Genomic DNA, 18,231 nt, shown 5'->3' with positions numbered 1-18,231 from the left:
CCAAAAATACAAGAGTCCACATGTCTGAACCTTTTTATATTACCACCGCCATAGCCTATCCAAATGGCAAACCGCATATCGGTCACGCTTATGAAGCGATCGCAACCGACGCGATTGCGCGGTTTCAGCGTTTGATGGGCCGTGATGTGCGCTTCGTCACTGGCACCGATGAGCATGGCCTGAAAATGGACCAGACGGCACGGGCAGCCGGCAAGGCAACGCGCGATCTTGCCGATGAAATGTCTTCATATTTCAAGGAAATGTGCAGCACTCTTGATATTTCCTTTGATCATTTTTGTCGCACAACGTCGGACCATCACCACAAGGCCAGCCAAGCGATTTGGAAACGACTGGAAGCCGCGGGCGACCTATATCTTGACCGGTATGAAGGATGGTATTCGGTCCGCGACGAAGCATATTATGACGAAACCGAGCTGACCGAGGGCGAGGGAGGCCAGAAGCTTTCTCCGCAGGGCACACCGGTTGAATGGACAGTTGAAGAAAGCTGGTTTTTCCGGCTTTCGAAATATGAACAGCCTTTGCTCGAATATTATGCCGCGCATCCTGACTTTATCCGGCCCGACAGCCGGAAAAATGAAACGGTTAAGTTCGTTGAAGGCGGCCTAAAAGACCTCTCCGTTTCGCGCACCAGTTTTGATTGGGGCGTCAAAGTGCCCGGCAGCGAAAATCATGTCATGTATGTCTGGTTGGACGCGCTAACCACGTATATTTCTGCGATTGGCTTTCCCGACGATACCGAGGAATGGCGCAAATTCTGGCCGGCCAATGTCCATATCATTGGCAAGGACATTGTCCGCTTTCACACCGTATATTGGCCCGCATTTTTGATGTCGGCTGGCTTGCCATTGCCGAAACAGGTGTTCGGACATGGATTCCTGCTTTCACGTGGCGAGAAAATGTCGAAGTCCTTGGGCAATGTCGTTGACCCGATGCAGCTTGCGGAATTGTTTGGCGTCGATGCACTGCGCTATTTCCTGCTGCGTGAAGTCAGCTTCGGTCAAGACGGCAGCTATAGCCCCGAAGCGATTGTCACCCGCGTGAATGCTGATCTCGCCAACAGCTTCGGCAATTTGGCGCAGCGGACGTTGTCGCTGATCTTCAAAAATTGCGAGGGCTATCTGCCCGCCATTCGCGGCCATAATGACGATGACATAGCGCTGTTGGATTTGGTGGGCGCGACAGTTTCCCAGCATATTCCTGCGCATTACGAAGATTTGGCGATGTCACAGGGGCTAGAAAGCTGGATGCAGGCGGTTTTTGCCTGCAACGCTTATGTCGATGTGCAGGCGCCGTGGGCGCTTAAGAAAACCGATCCGGAACGTATGGAAACCGTGCTTGCCACACTGTTCATCTGCATCGCGCAATTGGCCATCGCGGCTTTGCCGATCATTCCCGGGTCGGCGACCAAGCTTCTCGACCAAATGGGCGTTCCGCTTGATGTGCGGAACTTCGATGCGGCAGGATCGCATTGGTATTCACCTTTGGCCGAGAGCAATTTCCAAATTGCCCAGCCTGTCGGGCTATTTCCCCGATTGGAAATGCCGGCGGAGGAGGGGACTGCGGCCTGATGTTCGTCGATTCCCACTGCCATCTGAATTATAAAGGCTTGGTCGAGCAGCAAGGCGAAATTCTCTCGCGTGCGCGCGGTAGCGGCGTGTCTGCCATGCTCAACATTTCGACGCGTGAGCGCGAGTGGGATGAGGTTATCGGCCTTGCGGAGCAGGAACCAGACGTATGGGCGTCCGTCGGCATTCACCCGCATGAAGCGGACCAGCATATAGGCATGGATGCTGCGAAACTTATCGAGCGTGCGGCGCACCCGCGTGTCGTCGCAATCGGCGAGACTGGACTCGATTTTTACTACGATCACAGCGACCGGGCGCAGCAAGGCCTGTCCTTTCGCGAACATATAGCGGCGTCACGGGACACCGGGCTTCCCATCATCATTCACACGCGTGATGCCGAGGCGGAAACGGCCGAGATATTACGCGATGAAATGTCCAAGGGCGCATTCACCGGCGTCATTCATTGCTTCACCGCAAGTGCAGAATTCGCGCGGACGGCATTGGACCTTGGGCTTTATATTTCGCTGTCGGGTATCGTAACGTTCAAAAACGCCCAAGATCTTCAGTCGGTCGCCAAATGGCTGCCTGCGGACCGATTGCTCGTGGAAACCGATGCACCGTTTCTGGCGCCAATTCCGCATCGCGGAAAGACGGGCGAGCCTGCATTTGTCGCGGATACCGCGCGTTACGTGGCGCAATTGCGCGGTGTTGACGCGGACATACTGGCTAAAGAGACTTCAGACAATTTCTACAGTCTGTTTACCAAGGCCGTACGATGAATATCATGGAAGACGGCCCATCGTTAATCTGGGGCGTCGTTTGCATAGTCTTGTTACTGAGCTCGCTTGCGGCGCGACGTTTGCCTTTGGGATATGTCGCCAAGGCGGCATTTGCGTGGATTGCGATATTCGCGGCGTTGTTCGCAATATTCAGCTTCCGGTTCGAATTTAAGGCCGTCTGGGAGCGCGTAAAGGCCGACATTTCCGGCACCGCTGGCCAGAGCGTGAGCGGCACCGAAATCACCATCAGGCGGCAGGATGACGGCCATTATTGGCTTCAGGTCGACGTCAATGGAAAGCCGGTGCGGTTCATGATCGATAGCGGCGCGACAACCACTGCGGTAAACGCAAAGACGGCGCGCGAAACAGGCATCGAGGTTGATGCAAACGGATATCCGGTATTCCTGAATACGGCCAATGGGCGCGTGACGGCGCAGCGCGGGGTTATTCAATCGTTGAAGATTGGAACGCGCGAAATCGGACAGCATAATGTTGTGGTGTCGGAGAGTTTCGGCGACACGAACGTCCTGGGCATGAACTTTCTCGACAGCATGCAAAGCTGGAAGGTTGAGGCAAATGTCATGACGTTAAAGCAATGATAATGGGTCGATACGACGTGTTTCAACCGTCATTATTCAATCTTACTTAACATAATATATATTATCGAACTTATTTATGGCTGAACCGATGCAGGCAGATATTACCCCACTCACAGATATCATGACCCGTTTGCGCGATCCGGAAACCGGATGCCCTTGGGATCTGGAGCAAGATTTCGCGACCATTGCGCCATATACCATCGAGGAAGCCTATGAAGTCGCGGACGCCATTGAGAACAATGATCTCGATGCGTTAAAAGACGAATTGGGCGATCTGCTCCTCCAAGTCGTATTCCACAGCCAGATGGCATCTGAAATCGGCAAATTCGACTTTAACGACGTCGTCCGGAGCATTTCCGATAAAATGGTCCGCCGTCATCCGCATGTGTTCGGCGAACACGGCGCACCAACCAATAGCATTCCCGACAATTGGGAAACGATCAAAGCCACCGAACGCGAAGCGGGATCGGATAACAGCGCCTTAGCGGGCGTCGCCCGCGCCCTCCCCGCATTGTTACGCGCGCAAAAAATTCAAAAGCGCGCGGCCAGAACCGGATTTGATTGGCCCGACCAGTTCGGTGCGCGCGATAAAATTATTGAGGAATTAGAAGAAGTTGACACTGCAACTTCGGCGGAACATGTTACCGAAGAAATTGGTGATTTGTTGTTCGCCGTTGTCAACTTCGCCCGGTTTCATGACGTTGACGCCGAAACCGCGCTGAAATCCGCGAACGCAAAGTTCGAACGCCGCTTTCGCGATATGGAAGTTTCCGCTGGCGATCGGTTCACAGCGTTATCGCTCGATGAAAAAGAAGTTCTCTGGCAACAGGCGAAAGCCAAGGAAGCGAAATAATCAGGCTTCTATTTGGGCGAATTGCTTATCGAATTGGCCCCATAATTGGCGGCTGAGCGAGGCTTCGACGGTTACGAGGTCCTCATCGACAATCTGGCTGTTGATTGTTCCGCGCGCGTGAAGCCATGCGAGCGCAGCGCCATCGCTGGCCTTCAATCGAACAGACCGCACAAGATTGCCCTTGGCGATCAGCGCGGACAGATGCGCCTTAAAGGCATCAACCCCCTCGCCCGTCTGCGCCGAGATCATCAGTACATCGTCATGACGCCGGGCAAGCGCCGACAGATCCTCGCGTTTTTCGGCATCGAGCAGGTCAATCTTATTCCAGACCTCCAGCATCCGGGGTTGGTTTGCGGCATCATCACCATCCAGAACGCCTAAATCGCGCAGGATTTGGAGGACATCGTCACGTTGCGCATCGGTTTCGCTGTGCGAAATATCGCGCACATGCACGATGATATCTGCCGAGATCACTTCTTCGAGCGTGGCGCGGAACGCGGCAACCAATTGCGTTGGCAGGTCGGAGACAAATCCCACCGTATCCGACAAAATTGCCTTTTCCACCCCCGGCAAGGAAATTTCGCGCATGGTGGGATCGAGCGTCGCAAACAGCATATCCTCGGCCAACACAGTCGCGCGCGTAAGACTGTTGAACAGGGTCGACTTGCCGGCGTTGGTATAGCCAACCAATGCGATCACGGGCCATGGCGCCCTTTTGCGGCGCGCACGGTGCAACGAACGCGTCCGTTTCACTTCCTCCAGCTCGCGGCGCAAACGGGCCATCCGGTCGCGGATCATCCGGCGGTCGGCCTCAATCTGCGTTTCGCCCGGGCCGCCCAAAAAGCCAAAGCCCCCGCGCTGCCGTTCCAAGTGGGTCCAGCTGCGCACCAAGCGACCGGCTTGATAATCCAAATGGGCCAGTTCGACTTGCAACCGTCCTTCGGCGGTTGCCGCACGCTCGCCAAAAATTTCGAGGATGAGGCCGGTACGGTCAATCGTTTTCAACCCGGTGCGTTCTTCCAGATTGCGCTGCTGAATGGCAGTCAAAGACGCATCGACGATCAACAGGTCGATTTCTGAATCCCGCCCTATCTGGGCAATTTCCTCCACCTGCCCGCCACCAAGCAGGGTTACCGCGCGCGGCGAACGGACGCGGAAATGCTTTTTCTGGACGACATTCAGACCAATGGCCAATGCAAGGCCCTCAGCCTCGGCAAGTCGCGCCTCTGGGCCCACCGAAGCCCGTCCGGGCAATTCGGGGTAAATAACCAACGCACGCGCACCGCGCGCAAATTCGTCGGTTTCGCTACGTTCAAAAACGCTCAAATATCATCCTCATCCACGCCTTGATTATATTCGGCGAGATTTACAGGATGTGCAGGCTGAATGGTCGATATGGCATGCTTATAGACCAATTGCGTCGTGCCATCACGTTCCAACAAAACCGAAAACAGGTCATAGGCCGCAATACCGCCCTGAAGCATCACCCCATTGACGAGGAATGTGGTCACAGGCTCATTCTTGTCGCACATCGCATGCAAGAACACATCCTGCAGCATGCCCACACGGTGGCTGGTCCGGCTCATCATGTCATCAAAAACCGACCGATCGGGCGAGACAGATGGCATAATCGTGGAAATGCTATGCTTATAGACCAGCTGGGACATACCATCACGGCGCAATAGCACGGAGAAGTTGTCAAACCAGGTGACTACGCCTTGAAGCTTCACACCTTTGACCAAAAACATGGTGACCGGTGTTTTGGATTTTCTGAGCGAGTTCAGAAACAGATCTTGCAGTCCGTTATTCTTTTCAGTCATTATTATTATCCGTTTATATTTTTGTTGTGCTCGGCTTAACGGGAGACCCTAAAAGGGAGTGAGCCAAAGCAAAAGCGCGTATACACCAGGAGTGCTGACGGCGCAATTGGACTCATGCGCCGCTGTCTTCTTCAAGCTCCAGACCGTTTTTCCGCACGGAAATGCCCAGCAGCTTGAGCTTACGATGCAGTGCAGAACGCTCCATCCCGACAAAGGCCGCCGTCTTTGAAATATTGCCGGAAAAGCGCTTGATCTGAACGCGGAGATATTCGCGTTCAAACGCCTCACGCGCCTCACGCAAGGGCGCGCCCATCAGCGACGTGACATTATGCTCCGTGCCTTCATAGCTGTTGATGACTTCCGAGGGCAGCATGTCGGCGTCAATCGTGTGGACCCGGTTTGCGGGGGCCAATATAATCGTCCGCTCAATGATATTGCGCAACTGGCGGACATTTCCCGGCCACTCACACGCCTGAAGCGCGGCCATGGCGTCATCCGAAAAATAGGGTGGCGGAATGCGATGTTCCGACGCAAAGCGCGCCGCATAATGATTGGCGAGGTCGGGAATATCCTCCCGACGACCTGACAATGGCGGAATTTCAACGGGCACAACATTGAGGCGATAAAAGAGATCCTCACGAAAGCGCCCCTCCGCAATCTCAATCGTCAAATCACGCGCGGTGGCAGAGACAAAACGCACATCGACCCTAATCTGCCGGTCGCCCCCTACCCGCACAAAGCTTTGATCGGTTAAAACACGCAAGATCTTGCCCTGCGTGGTCCACGGCATGTCCGCCACTTCGTCGAGAAACAACGTCCCGCCATGCGCTTTTTCCAACATGCCAGCCTGCACAAGCCGGCCATCTTTTTCGATACCGAACAGCTCTTCATCAAAACGTTCGGGGGATAGGCGAGCCGCGCTCACCGAGACAAAGGCTGAGTCTGAACGCGGGCTCCAGCTATGGAGCAAGCGGGCCGCAACCTCTTTCCCAACACCAGCGGGGCCAGTGATCAACATCCGGCTGCCTGTGCCAGCAACTTTCTTCAAAGTTGCGCGCACCGCGTTGATCGCGGCGGATGATCCGGTGAGTTCTTCCGAATGCCCTACCCGCGCCTTTAGTGCCGCGTTTTCCGCGCGAAGGCGTTCTGTCTCGGTCGCTTTCGACACCAAATGCAGAAGCTTGCTGGCTTCAAATGGCTTTTCGATAAAGTCCGCCGCACCATGGCCAATGGCGGCAACTGCGGTGTCAATATTGCCATGCCCGGAAAAGACGATGACGGGAATCTGCGGATCGCGTAGCTTGATCGCGCGCAGCAGCTCAATGCCGTCCATGGACGACCCGCGCAGCCATACGTCCAGAAGGATAAGCGACGGCAACCGCTCGTCCAGTGCGGCCAAGGCCTCATCGGCCGACGCGGCGGTCCTTGTGCCATATCCTTCGTCATCGAGGACACCGGAGACCAAGTCCCGAATGTCTTGCTCGTCGTCTACAATCAGTATGTCGAGTGCCATATTAGCCCATAACCTCATCTGAATTGACAGCTGGCGGGGCCGCGTTCAACTTGCCTACCCGCAATGCTACGATTTCCGGATTGAACTTCAACGTCACAACTGCGCCTTCTGGTTGGTTGTCTGACAGAGAAATCTCTCCAAAATGTTCTTCAATAATTTTCTTAACGATCGCGAGGCCAAGCCCCGAACCCGTTGCCCGATTGGTGATATAGGGCTCCATAATCCGCTGGCGATCCGGCGGCAGACCGATGCCATTGTCCGATATACGGATGATCAACCCATCGCCTTCGACGACCAGATCGATGACTATCGCGCCATCGACTTCGACCGTTTTCTTTTTCTCTTCAATCGATTCAACAGCATTTTTCAGAATGTTCGTAATCGCTTGCCCCAATTGCCGCCGGTCGGAGATCAATGTGGGGAAAGGGCCATCCTGATTATAACGGAAGCTGATGTCGGGATGTGCAACCTCAAACATGAACACAGCATGCCCCACAATGTCGTGCACATTTTCCGAACGGAACAAAGGTTTTGGCATCCGCGCGAACGATGAAAATTCATCGACGATGTTTCGCAAATCGCCAACTTGGCGCACGATGGTGCTGGTCAGCTGCGCGAATATCGCTTCATCTTGGGCAATGTGCTTGCCAAAGCGCCGCTGAAGTCGCTCTGCCGCCAATTGGATGGGCGTCAGCGGGTTTTTGATTTCGTGCGCGATCCGGCGGGCGACATCAGACCATGCCGCGCGGCGTTGATCGGCAAGCTGCTGGCTGATGTCTTCAAACGTGACCACACTGCCCTGCTCGCGTGGAGATACCGTGACCGCAACCGTCAGCGGCTCTGGCCCATCGCCAAGCTGTACAACACCCCGCGGGCTCTCGCTGGCCAAAGCGGCGAGCGCCGGCGCGACCACTTCAAATTTTTGGCCAACAATAGTATCAGATTCATGCTTCAACAGTTTTTCCGCAGTGGAGTTCGCCAGCTGGACCACGCCATTGCCATCGACCGAGACGACACCTGCCGACACCGATTCCAGCACCGCCTCAATAAACAAACGCCGCTCACCCAACTGATGGTTGGTGGCCAGCAATGCGCCCGTTTGCTGCTGTAGTCGCTCGGTCATGCGGTTGAACGATTGCGACAGGAAACCAACTTCATCATCGCGGAATTGATCTTCGGTGACCCGCGCCGATAGGTCGCCGTCTGCAATTCTTTGTGCGGCATCCACCAGATTGTTGACCGGCCTTACCAACCGGTCCGCGACGCGCAGCGCAATCCAAAGCGTGATGCCAATAATCATCAGCGACACAAAATAGAGCGCGAGGTTGAATTGGATTTGCAACGCCCGAGATCGCGCGACCATTTTGTCATAGTCTTGCAAAACGGACTGGGCGCGTGAACCCAAAGCAAATGAAGGCACTGTTTCCGCGCGTCTTACGTATAGATAGGTTCGCGGATTGTCATACAGGACCACAACAGCATCGATATTATTGGGACTGACCGTAACGACAAAATTTTCGCCGGATTCCAGTTTGCGCAGCGCTTCATCGCTGATCCAGTCACCACGTTCTTTTTCGGCGAGCACTGCTTCTGTATTTTGCTGTCCGCTTGGCCCAATCGTGACAATTGCGGACTCGCTCAACTTGCGGTTCAAGACCTGTTGCGGATAGGCAATCTCTAAAAATTCAGCGCTATCGATTTTTACCTGCGATAAAATGTACCGAATGTCCCCCGCCATTGTGACCGTTTCGGCCCCAACATCGCGCACCTTTTCATCATAATATCCCTTGGCCAGCTCGCCTGCATTTTCCAGCATGCCGCGTGCCGAACCCGAGAACCAGAATTGCACACCACTTTGGAACAGCAATGAGGCAAAGATAACCAAAAGCACCGTTGGAACCGCCGTAATCGCCGAAAATATCGCCACCAAGCGGACGTGCAGCAATTGCTTGCTGCCAATGTTGCTATTCTCCGCCCGCTTGAGCGCCACACGCCGCCCAAACAGAACAAGAAGCAATGTCGCTGGCAACAGATTGCTGACCAACATAGTTGCAGAGGCAGCCGGTCCCAAAGGCTCCGACTGCGGCCCTTGGTCGATCAGCAATATCGCGGTCACAACGCCGGCAACGACAACCATCACCGCACTGGCGATTTCCAGAAATTTGATCGATTGGCTGTTGCCCAGCAGATCGGCAAGCCATTCAAAAAGACGACCGACGGCGGACGGTGAACTTGTTTCCTCCGCTAATCCGATTGTTGCCATAAAGACACTGTGACACTCATTGCGTTACCTGAAAAGCACAAAATTGCCCCTCAAACACTATGTATCTTGGCTAAACACCGTTCTAACGCCCCCCGGCGGGGCCAATCCCGTAATCGGTCAACTTTTTGCGCAGCGTGTTGCGGTTGATGCCAAGCAAGGCTGCGGCTTTAAGCTGGTTGCCTTTCACTTGCTTCATCACATGCTGCAGCAATGGAATCTCGAACTGGGCCAAGGCGCGTGGATATAGCTTTTCGCGCAAATGCCCGCGCTGTTTTTGGTCGCGCAGGAATTGCGCAACCGCCGCTTCGAAGCTCGCGCCTTGAATCTGCGGGTCAGCATCATGCGCCGGTTCGACAAACTGGTGGACCGTGCTTTCTGTGATCGTATCTTCGCGGCACAACAATGCCAGACGATAAATAAGGTTCTTCAACTCGCGGATATTCCCGCGCCAGGGCATCGCCATCAATTGCGCAACGGCCCCATCGTCAATTTTGCGCAATGGAAGGCCATCCTTTGCCGCCATCATCAGGAAATGCTGCGCAAGCAAACCGATGTCTTCCGTGCGGTCGCGCAGCGGTGGCATTTCGATGGGCACGACGTTCAGGCGGTAAAACAGATCCTCCCGAAACCCGCCCTTTTCAATGAGCGCGGCCAAGTTCTGGTTGGTCGCCGCGACGATGCGGACATCGAGGCGAATGCTCGCTTTCCCGCCAATGCGGCTGATGACACCGCTTTGCAGCGCGCGCAAAAGGCGGGTCTGTGCGTGCATTGGCATGTCGCCAATTTCGTCGAGGAATAATGTGCCGCCTTGCGCCTGTTCAAACCGGCCAATGGATTGACCAACGGCGCCGGTAAACGCGCCTTTTTCATGGCCGAACAATTCCGCCTCAATCAACTCGCTCGGGATCGCCGCCATGTTGACCGCGACGAAGGGCCCGGTTTTGCGGTGCCCCAGATTGTGGATCGCTTCGGCCACCAATTCCTTGCCCGTTCCGCTTTCCCCCGAAATCAGGACCGACAGGTCATTCCGCAACAGGCGCGCCACCATGCGGTACACATCCTGCATCGCGGCACTGCGTCCAATCATCGGCAGATTGGCTTCGCTTAACCCCTCAAACGGGTCAGAGGCGGTTGAGCGGCGTTTCTCGATGCCTTGCTTGACCGCCAAGACAAGGTCGTTGAGATCAAACGGCTTTGGGAAATATTCAAACGCATCAATCTCGCTGGCGCGCACGGCTGTCTCCAGCGTGTTTTGCGCAGACATGATGATGACAGGCATATCGGGCGTTCGTGCCAATATCTCTTTCAGCGTGGACAGGCCGTCGCTGTCTTTCAACACCACGTCGGTCAGCATCAGGTCGAAATGGCCATTGGCAAGAGCCGCATCGCGCGCCGCCACGGTATCGCAAATTTGCGTTTCGATATTCTCCGCCTCAAGCGCGGCGCATACGACGAGACCGATGGACGCGTCATCTTCGACTATCAGAACCTTAGCTGGCTTCATTCGCTTGCCTTCCCTGAAGCTACCGGAAGCAAAAGCCGGAATGTGGTTTGCCCAAGGGCATGATCACGTTCGAACAGCACCCTGCTGTTCATCTGCTGCACAAGCTTGCGGACAATGGCGAGGCCAAGCCCCTGCCCGTCACGTTTTGTCGTTACGAATGGCGAAAAAAGCTCATCGACAATATGATCAGGCACGCCCGCGCCATTGTCGGATATCGCGATTTCCACGGGCAATTTAATGGCGCGCCGGTCAATGTCCGTATCGCGCAGCGCGCCGCTCATGACATAGCGCGTCGAAATTCCAATCACGCCGTCAAGACGCCCGTTCAGCGCGTCGATGGCGTTTTGCAGGAGGTTGATGAGCACCTGAACCATACCGTCGGCATCGATATACACATCGGGCAGCGAGGGATCATAGTTGATGGAAATTTCGGGCATGGCGCGGTTGGCTGCCCGTAGGGAACGAATGGCGCGCTCAATCAACAAATGGATGTTTGCCGGCGCCAATTCGGGCCGCTCCGACCGCCCCAGCTTTTGCATTTGGTCAAGTAAGCGGGCAATGCGGTCAACTTCGTTGACAATAAGCTCGGTCAACGCCCGGCTTTTTTCATCGACCTGACGCGCCAGCAACTGTGCCGCGCCCTTTATGCCCGCCAAGGGGTTTTTGATTTCATGCCCCAATATCGCAGGCGCGCCCATGGCCTGTTGCTGCCCGGTGTCGCGCTGGTCCCCAATATGTTCGCGGCCACCATTGCGCGGGGATATGACGGCTATGCGCCAATCGGGTTCTTTGGCCACGGCGGATATGTTGATATCGACCATGATCACCCCATAAGGCGTTTTCAGCTCCATATCCTGCGCGGAAATGTCGCCCTCACGCGACAGCAAAGCGGCGTTCATCCGTTCACTTTCGAAGATCAGCGCTTCGTCAATACGGTGCCCCTCAAGCCGCCTGCGGCTTCGGCCGAAAAAGGCTTCGCTCGCATCATTGGCATAAGTGATGAGATGCTCAGGCGAGATCAGAAGCACCGGCACCGCAATACTCGCCAGCATTTGGCTAAATTCGGGGCGATGCGTGATCTGCGACATCTATCAGGCGGCCGACCGCGTCAGGAACGGTTCGTAAAAGCGTGTCAGCTCGTCAATGACGACATCTGGATCATCAATGCGGTTCACGAAATTGCGGAACTCGGCGGAACCATTCAGCCCCTTGGTATACCAACCGATGTGCTTGCGCGCGATGCGAAGGCCAACTTCGCCGCCATAATGATCAAGCATGGCGCGATAATGGTCCATGATCAGGTGGAACTGGGCATCAATGTCTGGATCGGCAATGGTCTGCCCGGTCCGGAACCAATGCATCATCTGACCCAAGAGCCAGGGTTTTCCATAAGCGCCGCGGCCGACCATCACGCCATCGGCACCACTTTGTTCCAGCGCATTGCGCGCGTCTTCGATGGTGCAAATGTCACCATTGACGATAACCGGAAGCGATACCGCGTCCTTCACCTTGCGCACAAATGCCCAGTCAGCCGAGCCTTTATACATCTGGTTCCGCGTGCGGCCGTGGACGGTGATCATCTTTGCGCCAAGGTCTTCGGCGATACGGGCGAGTTCAGGCGCGTTCAGGCTGCCATGGTCCCAGCCCATGCGCATCTTGACGGTAACCGGCACGGATACGGCCTTTACCGTCGCCTCGATCAGGCTAGCCGCCAACGGCAGGTCGCGCATCAATGCAGAGCCTGCATCGCCGTTCACCACCTTTTTAACGGGGCAGCCCATGTTGATATCGATAATCGCCGCGCCGCGGTCTTCGTTCAGCTTCGCCGCCTCACCCATTTCATATGGTGCGCAGCCTGCCAATTGCATCGACACAGGCTCTTCAATCGCATCCCATTCGCATTTTTGGATGCTCTGGCGCGTTTCGCGGATCATCGCTTGGCTCGCAATCATCTCGGTCACGTTCAAGCCAGAGCCAAATTGCCGGACGATTTTGCGAAATGGCATATCGGTGACGCCAGTCATCGGCGCCAGAATGACGGGACAATTGATTTCAATATTGCCGATTTGGATAGGTTTCAGCTGCATTTTCAAAACTTGCCTAAAATTTAGGCAGGCCGTTACCCGCTTTCGGCTTGGCGGGCAAGTGCGCTGTCGCTAGAGCGCGGCTATGGTATCTGTACCCATCAATATTGCGCTCATTGTTGCCGCTGGCTCTGGAAGTCGCGTGGGCGGAGATATCCCCAAACAATTTCGTCCGGTACGCGGCAAACCGATGCTGCGGCACAGCTATGAAGCGCTGTCCGCACATCCATCGATTTCGAAGGTCTATGTGGCCATTGGCGCGGGCCAAGAGGCCGAGGCTTCGGCAGCACTGCGCGGCCTGCCCGCGGCGATCTTTGTTCAGGGCGGCGCGACACGGCGGGAAAGCGTGCATTTGGGTTTGAAGGCGATTGCAACCGATGGCGGCGCAGACCGGATCCTGATCCATGACGCTGCGCGACCATTTCTGCCCGGGACGGTCATTGACGACTTAATCAAAGCACTCGACGAAGCGCCCGGCGCTGTTCCTGCCCTGCCCGTTGTCGATAGCCTTTCCAGAGGCGATCAAAATCTGTCCGAAACCGTCAACCGCGAACATTTGTGGCGCATTCAAACACCGCAAGCATTTGCCTTCGCCGATATATTTGCCGCGCACGAAATTTGGACTGGCGACGAGCCAACGGATGACGCCCGCATGCTGATGGCCAGCGGCGGGCAGGTTCGCATTGTTCCGGGATCGGAAGCGCTCAACAAATTCACCTTTTCAACCGATTTTGCAGGACCGACTATGCCGTCATTTCGAAGTGGCAATGGATTTGACGTGCATCGCCTTGTGCCCGATGCCGAACTGTGGCTGTGCGGCGTGCTTATTCCGCATGACAAGGGTCTTGCGGGGCACAGCGATGCGGACGTGGCCATGCATGCGCTTACCGATGCGATATTGGGCGCGATCGCCAAGGGCGATATTGGCGACCATTTTCCGCCGACCGACCCGCAATGGCGCGGGGCATCATCAGACAGGTTTCTGGCCTATGCGATGCAGCTCGCCCGCGACGAGGGCTATGCCCTTGCCAATGCCGACGTGACCATCATTTGCGAGCGCCCGAAAGTTGGCCCTTTCAGGGGACAGATGCGGCAACGGCTGGCGGAAATAATGGCTGTTGATGTTGATTGTATATCGGTAAAGGCAACAACCACCGAGATGCTGGGTTTTACTGGCCGCGGCGAAGGCATCGCTGCGCAGGCCACCGCTACTTTTGAGAAATATTGATTATGGAAACCGTTTTACCCGCCGATATCGCGCAAATGGCCGCGCGTGTAGTTGCCGAAAACAAGGCCGCTGGCCGCACTGTCGCTGTCGCTGAAAGCTGCACGGGTGGGCTGGTGAGCGCCGCAATCACCGAAGTCCCCGGCAGCAGCGCTGTATTGGGCTCTGGCTATGTGACATATAGCAACGAAGCCAAGATGACGATGCTGGGGGTCAATGAAGATATTATCGACACCTTTGGCGCTGTGTCGGTCGCTGTCGCCTGGGCGATGGCGCAGGGCGCGTTAAAGAAAAGTGGCGCAGACATTGCCGTGGCGATCAGCGGCGTTGCTGGACCTGATGGCGGAACAGCCAACAAGCCCGTGGGCACGGTAGTCTTTGCAGTCGCGTTGAAAGGGCAAAATCCCGAAGACGTGGTCGGCGATAAAAAGGCATTTGGTGCAGATAAAAGCCGCGCCGATATCCGCGCCTTTGCAACGCTTTACGCGCTTGAGCTTTTGCTGCCGCCTGCCCCGTAAAGTGCGTCCGCACGGTCAATAAATGCTGTCGTCATTTTGCGCAGGGCTGAATCAAAAAACTGTCCGGCCAGTGCCTCAAACACACGGTTGCGGAATGAAAAATCGACCGTGAAATCCACAATCGATCCGCCGCCCGCGACATCTTCAAATGTCCAAGCGTTATGCAAATGCTTCATGGGGCCATCGAGATAATCCACGACAATCGTCGAATGCGGGGTTTTGACGACCCGGCTGCTGAAGGTTTCCCGAAGAGATTTGAAGCCGACAATCATGTCCGCCAGCATTTCGCCCTCTTCATCCTTACGAATGCGGATGGCACTGACCCACGGTAAAAATTCGGGATAGCGCGCCACATCGGCCACCAGATTGTACATTTGTTCCGCACTATGCGGCAAATGACGGCGTTCGTGATGATGCGGCATTGGGGCGGTTACCGTGCCTTGGCCAACTGTGCCGCACGCGCATCACGCATTTTCGCAAAATCATCACCCGCGTGATAGCTAGACCGCGTGAGCGGGCTGGCTGCGACAAGCAAGAAACCCTTCGCACGGGCAATCGCCGCATACGCGTCAAATGCCGCTGGCGTCACAAAGTCCATCACCTTCGTGTGCTTGGGCGTTGGCTGCAAATATTGGCCCATCGTCAGGAAGTCGATGTCTGCGCTGCGCATATCATCCATGACCTGATGCACTTCCATCCGCTCTTCACCCAAACCAAGCATGACTCCAGACTTGGTAAAAATGGACGGGTCGTGGCGCTTTACGGTCTCCAACAAGCGAAGCGATGCGTAATAACGCGCACCGGGCCGGATCGTCGGATAGAGGCGCGGAACAGTCTCCAGATTGTGGTTGTACACATCAGGCCGCGCCGTAACGATGGCCTCAACCGCGGCTTGCGCCTTGTTCCGGAAATCCGGCGTCAGGATTTCAATCGTGGTATTGGGTGTGTTGCGACGCAGCGCTTCGATCACCTTCACAAACTGGCTCGCGCCACCATCGGGCAAATCATCACGATCAACCGATGTAATGACGATATGTTCAAGGCCCATTTTCGCGGCAGCAATCGCCACATGCTCTGGCTCTAACGGATCGACAGCGCGCGGCATTCCGGTTTTGACGTTGCAAAAGGCACATGCCCGCGTGCACACATCGCCCAGGATCATCACGGTTGCGTGCTTTTTGGTCCAACATTCGCCGATATTTGGGCAAGCCGCCTCTTCGCATACGGTGTTTAAATTCAAGTCCCGCATCAGCTTGCGGGTCTCGTTAAAACCCGCGCCAGTAGGTGCCTTGACGCGGATCCAATCCGGCTTGCGTTCGCGCACGGGGCGCTCGGGTATCGATATTGGAACGTTCATGGCGTTCGAATAGCCGCCATGCCTCAACTTGCCAACTGCAACTTGCCTGCTATGGGTTGCAAAATTCGCAAAGAGGCTATGATGATAATCGACACATTGACGTCGCCGGTAATTCTCTTTTTTGTCCTCGGCTTTATTGCTGCCGCACTTAAGTCCGACCTCAGCATTCCCGAAGCCTTCGCAAAAGCCATGTCCATCTATCTGATGGCGGCCATTGGTTTAAAGGGCGGCGTTGAGGTCGCGAATAGCGGGGTCACTGCAGAAGTGGCGGCTGCCGCGTTGGCAGGCCTTGCCCTCAGCTTTCTTTTGCCGGTCATCGCATTCGCTTTGCTTCGCCAATTTGGCGGGCTTTCCAAAGTCGACGCCGGCGCGGTGGCTGCACATTATGGCTCGGTCAGCGTGGTGACGTTCGTTACCGCAAAAGAAATTCTCACCGGACAAGGTTTAGGCCCAGCAGGCTATATGGTCGCCGTTTTGGCATTGATGGAGACGCCGGCCATTATCACGGGTCTCATGCTTGCGCGGCGGGGCGACACAGATACCGGCGAAAAATCCTCCACGCCATGGCACGAAGTCCTCACCAACGCCTCGGTGATGATTTTGGTCGGCAGCTTCATCATTGGTATTGTTGCCGGCAGCGATGGCTTCGCGCCGATCAAGCCGATGTTTGATACCGGCTTCCGCGGCGTGCTTTGCTTGTTCCTGCTCGATATGGGGCTAATCGCAGCACGGCGGCTTATCCAGTCACGTAAGATGAACCTTCGCTTGGTTAGCCTCGCTATTGTCATACCTTTGTTAAACGGTGCAATTGGTACAATAATCGGAACATTGGTCGGTCTGGATGTCGCGTCTGCCGCTGCGCTTGGCATCTTGGCGGCCAGTGCATCCTACATTGCTGTTCCGGCGGCGATGCGGCTTGCCCTACCCAAAGCCGACCCCGGCATTTACCTCAGCATGTCACTTGGCGTGACCTTTCCTTTCAACATCATCTTTGGCATCAGCATTTTTGCGGCATTCGCCAAAGCAATAGGATGATTTATGATTCAAACTGTCAGCCGTAAGCGGATCGAAATTCTGGTGGATACGCCGCTTGTGCCGCGGGTTGTCGCGCAATTGAAAGCGGTCGACATATCTGGCTGGAGCGTCATCCATGTCGACTCTGGCGGTGGTCGCGCTGGTGCATGGCAGCAGGATGATGTCACGGGCGCGAGTGCCAAAACCATCGTGCTGGCCATCGCGTCAGAGACCAAAACGTCCGGATTGATTGAAGCGATTGCGCCTTTGCTCGACAGCTATGGAATGCTGCTGACCATCGGCGATGTGCAGGTTGTGCGCGGGGAAAGATTTTAATGCCGGAATTTGCTGTGCTGGTAGACGGATATCGCCGTTTCAAATCCGATGCCTATGTCCGCCAAAAAGCGCGCTATGACGAACTCGCAAATGATGGTCAGGCACCGCCCATCATGATCATTTCCTGCTGTGACAGCAGGGTCGATCCGGCAACCGTGTTCGACACAAAGCCCGGCCAAGTTTTTGCGTTGCGCAATGTGGCAAGCCTCGTTCCGCCTTATGAGATTGGCGGCGGCTTGCATGGTGTGTCTGCGGCCATTGAATTTGGCGTAATGGGGCTGGAGGTGCGGCACATTGTCGTGCTTGGTCACGCCCAGTGCGGCGGTATTAAAGCGTCGTTAGAAGGTGCGAATATCGGCCACGGCGGGCACAGCTTCATTGATGGCTGGGTCGACATTATCCGCCCTGCCCGCGAAAAGATTTTGGCTTCGGCATCCGACGACCCCCAGCATGATTTGGAACTGGACGCCATAAGGGTGAGTTTGAAAAACCTGCGCACATTTCCATTCATTGCAGAGCGCGAGCAATCCGGGCAGCTGAAGCTACATGGTGCCTATTTCGGTATCGCCGACGGCATCCTCCACGTGCTCAACGACCAAACTGACCAGTTTGAGGCTCAATGACCCATCAGGTCGCCTTGCCAGCCTATTATAACGACCTTGACGCGAGTTTTGCGGAGGCCTGGAATGTCGTTGAAGCCGGTGTAACGGACCGAAACAGTCCCGCGCACACTCCGACCGTCGGTACCGTTGATGCAGACGGCACGCCGCAATTGCGCAT

Annotated in this window: 18 protein-coding genes; 9 read left to right on the top strand and 9 right to left on the bottom strand. The window is 55.5% G+C overall.

Annotated elements, in window-relative coordinates; all coding sequences use genetic code 11:
- Window positions 1-20 precede the first annotated feature (20 nt).
- From metG to mazG, 4 genes are all read left to right on the top strand, one after another.
- Entirely contained in the window at window positions 21-1,589 is a 1,569-nt protein-coding gene (metG, locus tag ACIQ5B_RS01290; protein ID WP_397597431.1) for a methionine--tRNA ligase, read from the top strand.
- Window positions 1,589-2,365: a TatD family hydrolase gene (locus tag ACIQ5B_RS01285; RefSeq protein WP_397597430.1), complete on the top strand. Its 777-nt coding sequence runs from the start codon at window positions 1,589-1,591 to the stop codon at window positions 2,363-2,365. The genes metG and ACIQ5B_RS01285 overlap by 1 nt, the downstream gene beginning before the upstream one ends.
- Window positions 2,362-2,964 carry a TIGR02281 family clan AA aspartic protease gene (locus ACIQ5B_RS01280; protein WP_397597429.1) on the top strand — a complete coding sequence of 201 codons (603 nt, stop codon included), beginning with the start codon at window positions 2,362-2,364 and terminating at the stop codon, window positions 2,962-2,964. Before ACIQ5B_RS01285 ends, ACIQ5B_RS01280 begins: the two co-directional genes overlap by 4 nt.
- A gap of 76 nt (window positions 2,965-3,040) precedes the next feature.
- Window positions 3,041-3,817 (top strand): nucleoside triphosphate pyrophosphohydrolase, encoded by a 777-nt coding sequence (mazG, locus tag ACIQ5B_RS01275; RefSeq protein ID WP_397597428.1) that lies wholly within the window; start codon window positions 3,041-3,043, stop codon window positions 3,815-3,817.
- Here the strand turns inward: mazG and hflX are convergent, their stop codons facing one another.
- From hflX to dusB, 7 genes are all read right to left on the bottom strand, one after another.
- Entirely contained in the window at window positions 3,818-5,143 is a 1,326-nt protein-coding gene (gene hflX, locus ACIQ5B_RS01270; RefSeq protein WP_397597427.1) for a GTPase HflX, read from the bottom strand.
- Window positions 5,140-5,637, bottom strand: a complete 498-nt coding sequence (gene hfq, locus ACIQ5B_RS01265; protein ID WP_183940801.1) for an RNA chaperone Hfq — start codon at window positions 5,635-5,637, stop codon at window positions 5,140-5,142. The genes hflX and hfq overlap by 4 nt, the downstream gene beginning before the upstream one ends.
- 112 nt (window positions 5,638-5,749) lie before the next feature.
- The gene (locus ACIQ5B_RS01260) at window positions 5,750-7,150 is read right to left on the bottom strand and encodes a sigma-54-dependent transcriptional regulator (RefSeq protein ID WP_397597426.1); all 1,401 of its coding nucleotides are present in this window, start codon (window positions 7,148-7,150) and stop codon (window positions 5,750-5,752) included.
- Window position 7,151: 1 nt separating this feature from the next.
- On the bottom strand, window positions 7,152-9,413 hold the full coding sequence (locus ACIQ5B_RS01255) for an ATP-binding protein (protein WP_397597425.1): 2,262 nt from the start codon (window positions 9,411-9,413) through the stop codon (window positions 7,152-7,154).
- Between the two features lie 82 nt (window positions 9,414-9,495).
- A complete protein-coding gene (locus ACIQ5B_RS01250; protein ID WP_397597424.1) occupies window positions 9,496-10,917 on the bottom strand; it encodes a sigma 54-interacting transcriptional regulator in 1,422 nt (473 codons plus the stop codon).
- Window positions 10,914-12,005 (bottom strand): nitrogen regulation protein NR(II), encoded by a 1,092-nt coding sequence (locus tag ACIQ5B_RS01245; protein ID WP_397597423.1) that lies wholly within the window; start codon window positions 12,003-12,005, stop codon window positions 10,914-10,916. Before ACIQ5B_RS01245 ends, ACIQ5B_RS01250 begins: the two co-directional genes overlap by 4 nt.
- A 3-nt stretch (window positions 12,006-12,008) precedes the next feature.
- Window positions 12,009-13,004, bottom strand: coding sequence for a tRNA dihydrouridine synthase DusB (gene dusB, locus ACIQ5B_RS01240; protein WP_324476654.1), 996 nt, complete (start codon window positions 13,002-13,004; stop codon window positions 12,009-12,011).
- An 82-nt stretch (window positions 13,005-13,086) separates the two neighbouring features.
- Between dusB and ACIQ5B_RS01235 the strand changes: the two genes are divergently transcribed.
- Window positions 13,087-14,229, top strand: coding sequence for a bifunctional 2-C-methyl-D-erythritol 4-phosphate cytidylyltransferase/2-C-methyl-D-erythritol 2,4-cyclodiphosphate synthase (locus ACIQ5B_RS01235; protein ID WP_397597422.1), 1,143 nt, complete (start codon window positions 13,087-13,089; stop codon window positions 14,227-14,229).
- A 2-nt stretch (window positions 14,230-14,231) separates the two neighbouring features.
- Window positions 14,232-14,744 (top strand): CinA family protein, encoded by a 513-nt coding sequence (locus tag ACIQ5B_RS01230; RefSeq protein ID WP_397597421.1) that lies wholly within the window; start codon window positions 14,232-14,234, stop codon window positions 14,742-14,744.
- Here the strand turns inward: ACIQ5B_RS01230 and ACIQ5B_RS01225 are convergent.
- On the bottom strand, window positions 14,708-15,166 hold the full coding sequence (locus tag ACIQ5B_RS01225) for a type II toxin-antitoxin system RatA family toxin (RefSeq protein ID WP_397597420.1): 459 nt from the start codon (window positions 15,164-15,166) through the stop codon (window positions 14,708-14,710). The genes ACIQ5B_RS01230 and ACIQ5B_RS01225 overlap by 37 nt on opposite strands.
- A gap of 8 nt (window positions 15,167-15,174) precedes the next feature.
- On the bottom strand, window positions 15,175-16,101 hold the full coding sequence (gene lipA, locus ACIQ5B_RS01220; RefSeq protein WP_306063568.1) for a lipoyl synthase: 927 nt from the start codon (window positions 16,099-16,101) through the stop codon (window positions 15,175-15,177).
- A 78-nt stretch (window positions 16,102-16,179) separates the two neighbouring features.
- Between lipA and ACIQ5B_RS01215 the strand changes: the two genes are divergently transcribed.
- The 3 genes from ACIQ5B_RS01215 to ACIQ5B_RS01205 are packed head-to-tail and all read left to right on the top strand — an operon-like array spanning window position 16,180 to window position 18,074.
- Window positions 16,180-17,136 carry a sodium-dependent bicarbonate transport family permease gene (locus ACIQ5B_RS01215; protein WP_397597419.1) on the top strand — a complete coding sequence of 319 codons (957 nt, stop codon included), beginning with the start codon at window positions 16,180-16,182 and terminating at the stop codon, window positions 17,134-17,136.
- Between the two features lie 3 nt (window positions 17,137-17,139).
- Window positions 17,140-17,451 carry a P-II family nitrogen regulator gene (locus tag ACIQ5B_RS01210; RefSeq protein WP_395635751.1) on the top strand — a complete coding sequence of 104 codons (312 nt, stop codon included), beginning with the start codon at window positions 17,140-17,142 and terminating at the stop codon, window positions 17,449-17,451.
- Window positions 17,451-18,074, top strand: a complete 624-nt coding sequence (locus ACIQ5B_RS01205; protein WP_397597418.1) for a carbonic anhydrase — start codon at window positions 17,451-17,453, stop codon at window positions 18,072-18,074. Before ACIQ5B_RS01210 ends, ACIQ5B_RS01205 begins: the two co-directional genes overlap by 1 nt.
- The last annotated feature ends 157 nt before the right edge of the window (window positions 18,075-18,231 follow it).

The sequence above is a fragment of the Sphingorhabdus sp. genome, assembly GCF_044374345.1.
Lineage (GTDB): Bacteria > Pseudomonadota > Alphaproteobacteria > Sphingomonadales > Sphingomonadaceae > Sphingorhabdus_B.
The sequence above is the reverse complement of the archived record's forward strand: the minus strand, read 5'-3'. Positions and strand labels throughout refer to the sequence as shown.

Coding starts and splice junctions, on each gene's coding strand:
- metG (WP_397597431.1), top strand. CDS start 21: ATGTCTGAACCTTTTTATATTACCACCGCCATAGCCTATCCAAATGGC.
- ACIQ5B_RS01285 (WP_397597430.1), top strand. CDS start 1,589: ATGTTCGTCGATTCCCACTGCCATCTGAATTATAAAGGCTTGGTCGAG.
- ACIQ5B_RS01280 (WP_397597429.1), top strand. CDS start 2,362: ATGAATATCATGGAAGACGGCCCATCGTTAATCTGGGGCGTCGTTTGC.
- mazG (WP_397597428.1), top strand. CDS start 3,041: ATGGCTGAACCGATGCAGGCAGATATTACCCCACTCACAGATATCATG.
- hfq (WP_183940801.1), bottom strand. CDS start 5,637: ATGACTGAAAAGAATAACGGACTGCAAGATCTGTTTCTGAACTCGCTC.
- ACIQ5B_RS01260 (WP_397597426.1), bottom strand. CDS start 7,150: ATGGCACTCGACATACTGATTGTAGACGACGAGCAAGACATTCGGGAC.
- ACIQ5B_RS01255 (WP_397597425.1), bottom strand. CDS start 9,413: ATGGCAACAATCGGATTAGCGGAGGAAACAAGTTCACCGTCCGCCGTC.
- ACIQ5B_RS01250 (WP_397597424.1), bottom strand. CDS start 10,917: ATGAAGCCAGCTAAGGTTCTGATAGTCGAAGATGACGCGTCCATCGGT.
- ACIQ5B_RS01245 (WP_397597423.1), bottom strand. CDS start 12,005: ATGTCGCAGATCACGCATCGCCCCGAATTTAGCCAAATGCTGGCGAGT.
- dusB (WP_324476654.1), bottom strand. CDS start 13,004: ATGCAGCTGAAACCTATCCAAATCGGCAATATTGAAATCAATTGTCCC.
- ACIQ5B_RS01235 (WP_397597422.1), top strand. CDS start 13,087: ATGGTATCTGTACCCATCAATATTGCGCTCATTGTTGCCGCTGGCTCT.
- ACIQ5B_RS01230 (WP_397597421.1), top strand. CDS start 14,232: ATGGAAACCGTTTTACCCGCCGATATCGCGCAAATGGCCGCGCGTGTA.
- ACIQ5B_RS01225 (WP_397597420.1), bottom strand. CDS start 15,166: ATGCCGCATCATCACGAACGCCGTCATTTGCCGCATAGTGCGGAACAA.
- lipA (WP_306063568.1), bottom strand. CDS start 16,101: ATGAACGTTCCAATATCGATACCCGAGCGCCCCGTGCGCGAACGCAAG.
- ACIQ5B_RS01215 (WP_397597419.1), top strand. CDS start 16,180: ATGATGATAATCGACACATTGACGTCGCCGGTAATTCTCTTTTTTGTC.
- ACIQ5B_RS01210 (WP_395635751.1), top strand. CDS start 17,140: ATGATTCAAACTGTCAGCCGTAAGCGGATCGAAATTCTGGTGGATACG.
- ACIQ5B_RS01205 (WP_397597418.1), top strand. CDS start 17,451: ATGCCGGAATTTGCTGTGCTGGTAGACGGATATCGCCGTTTCAAATCC.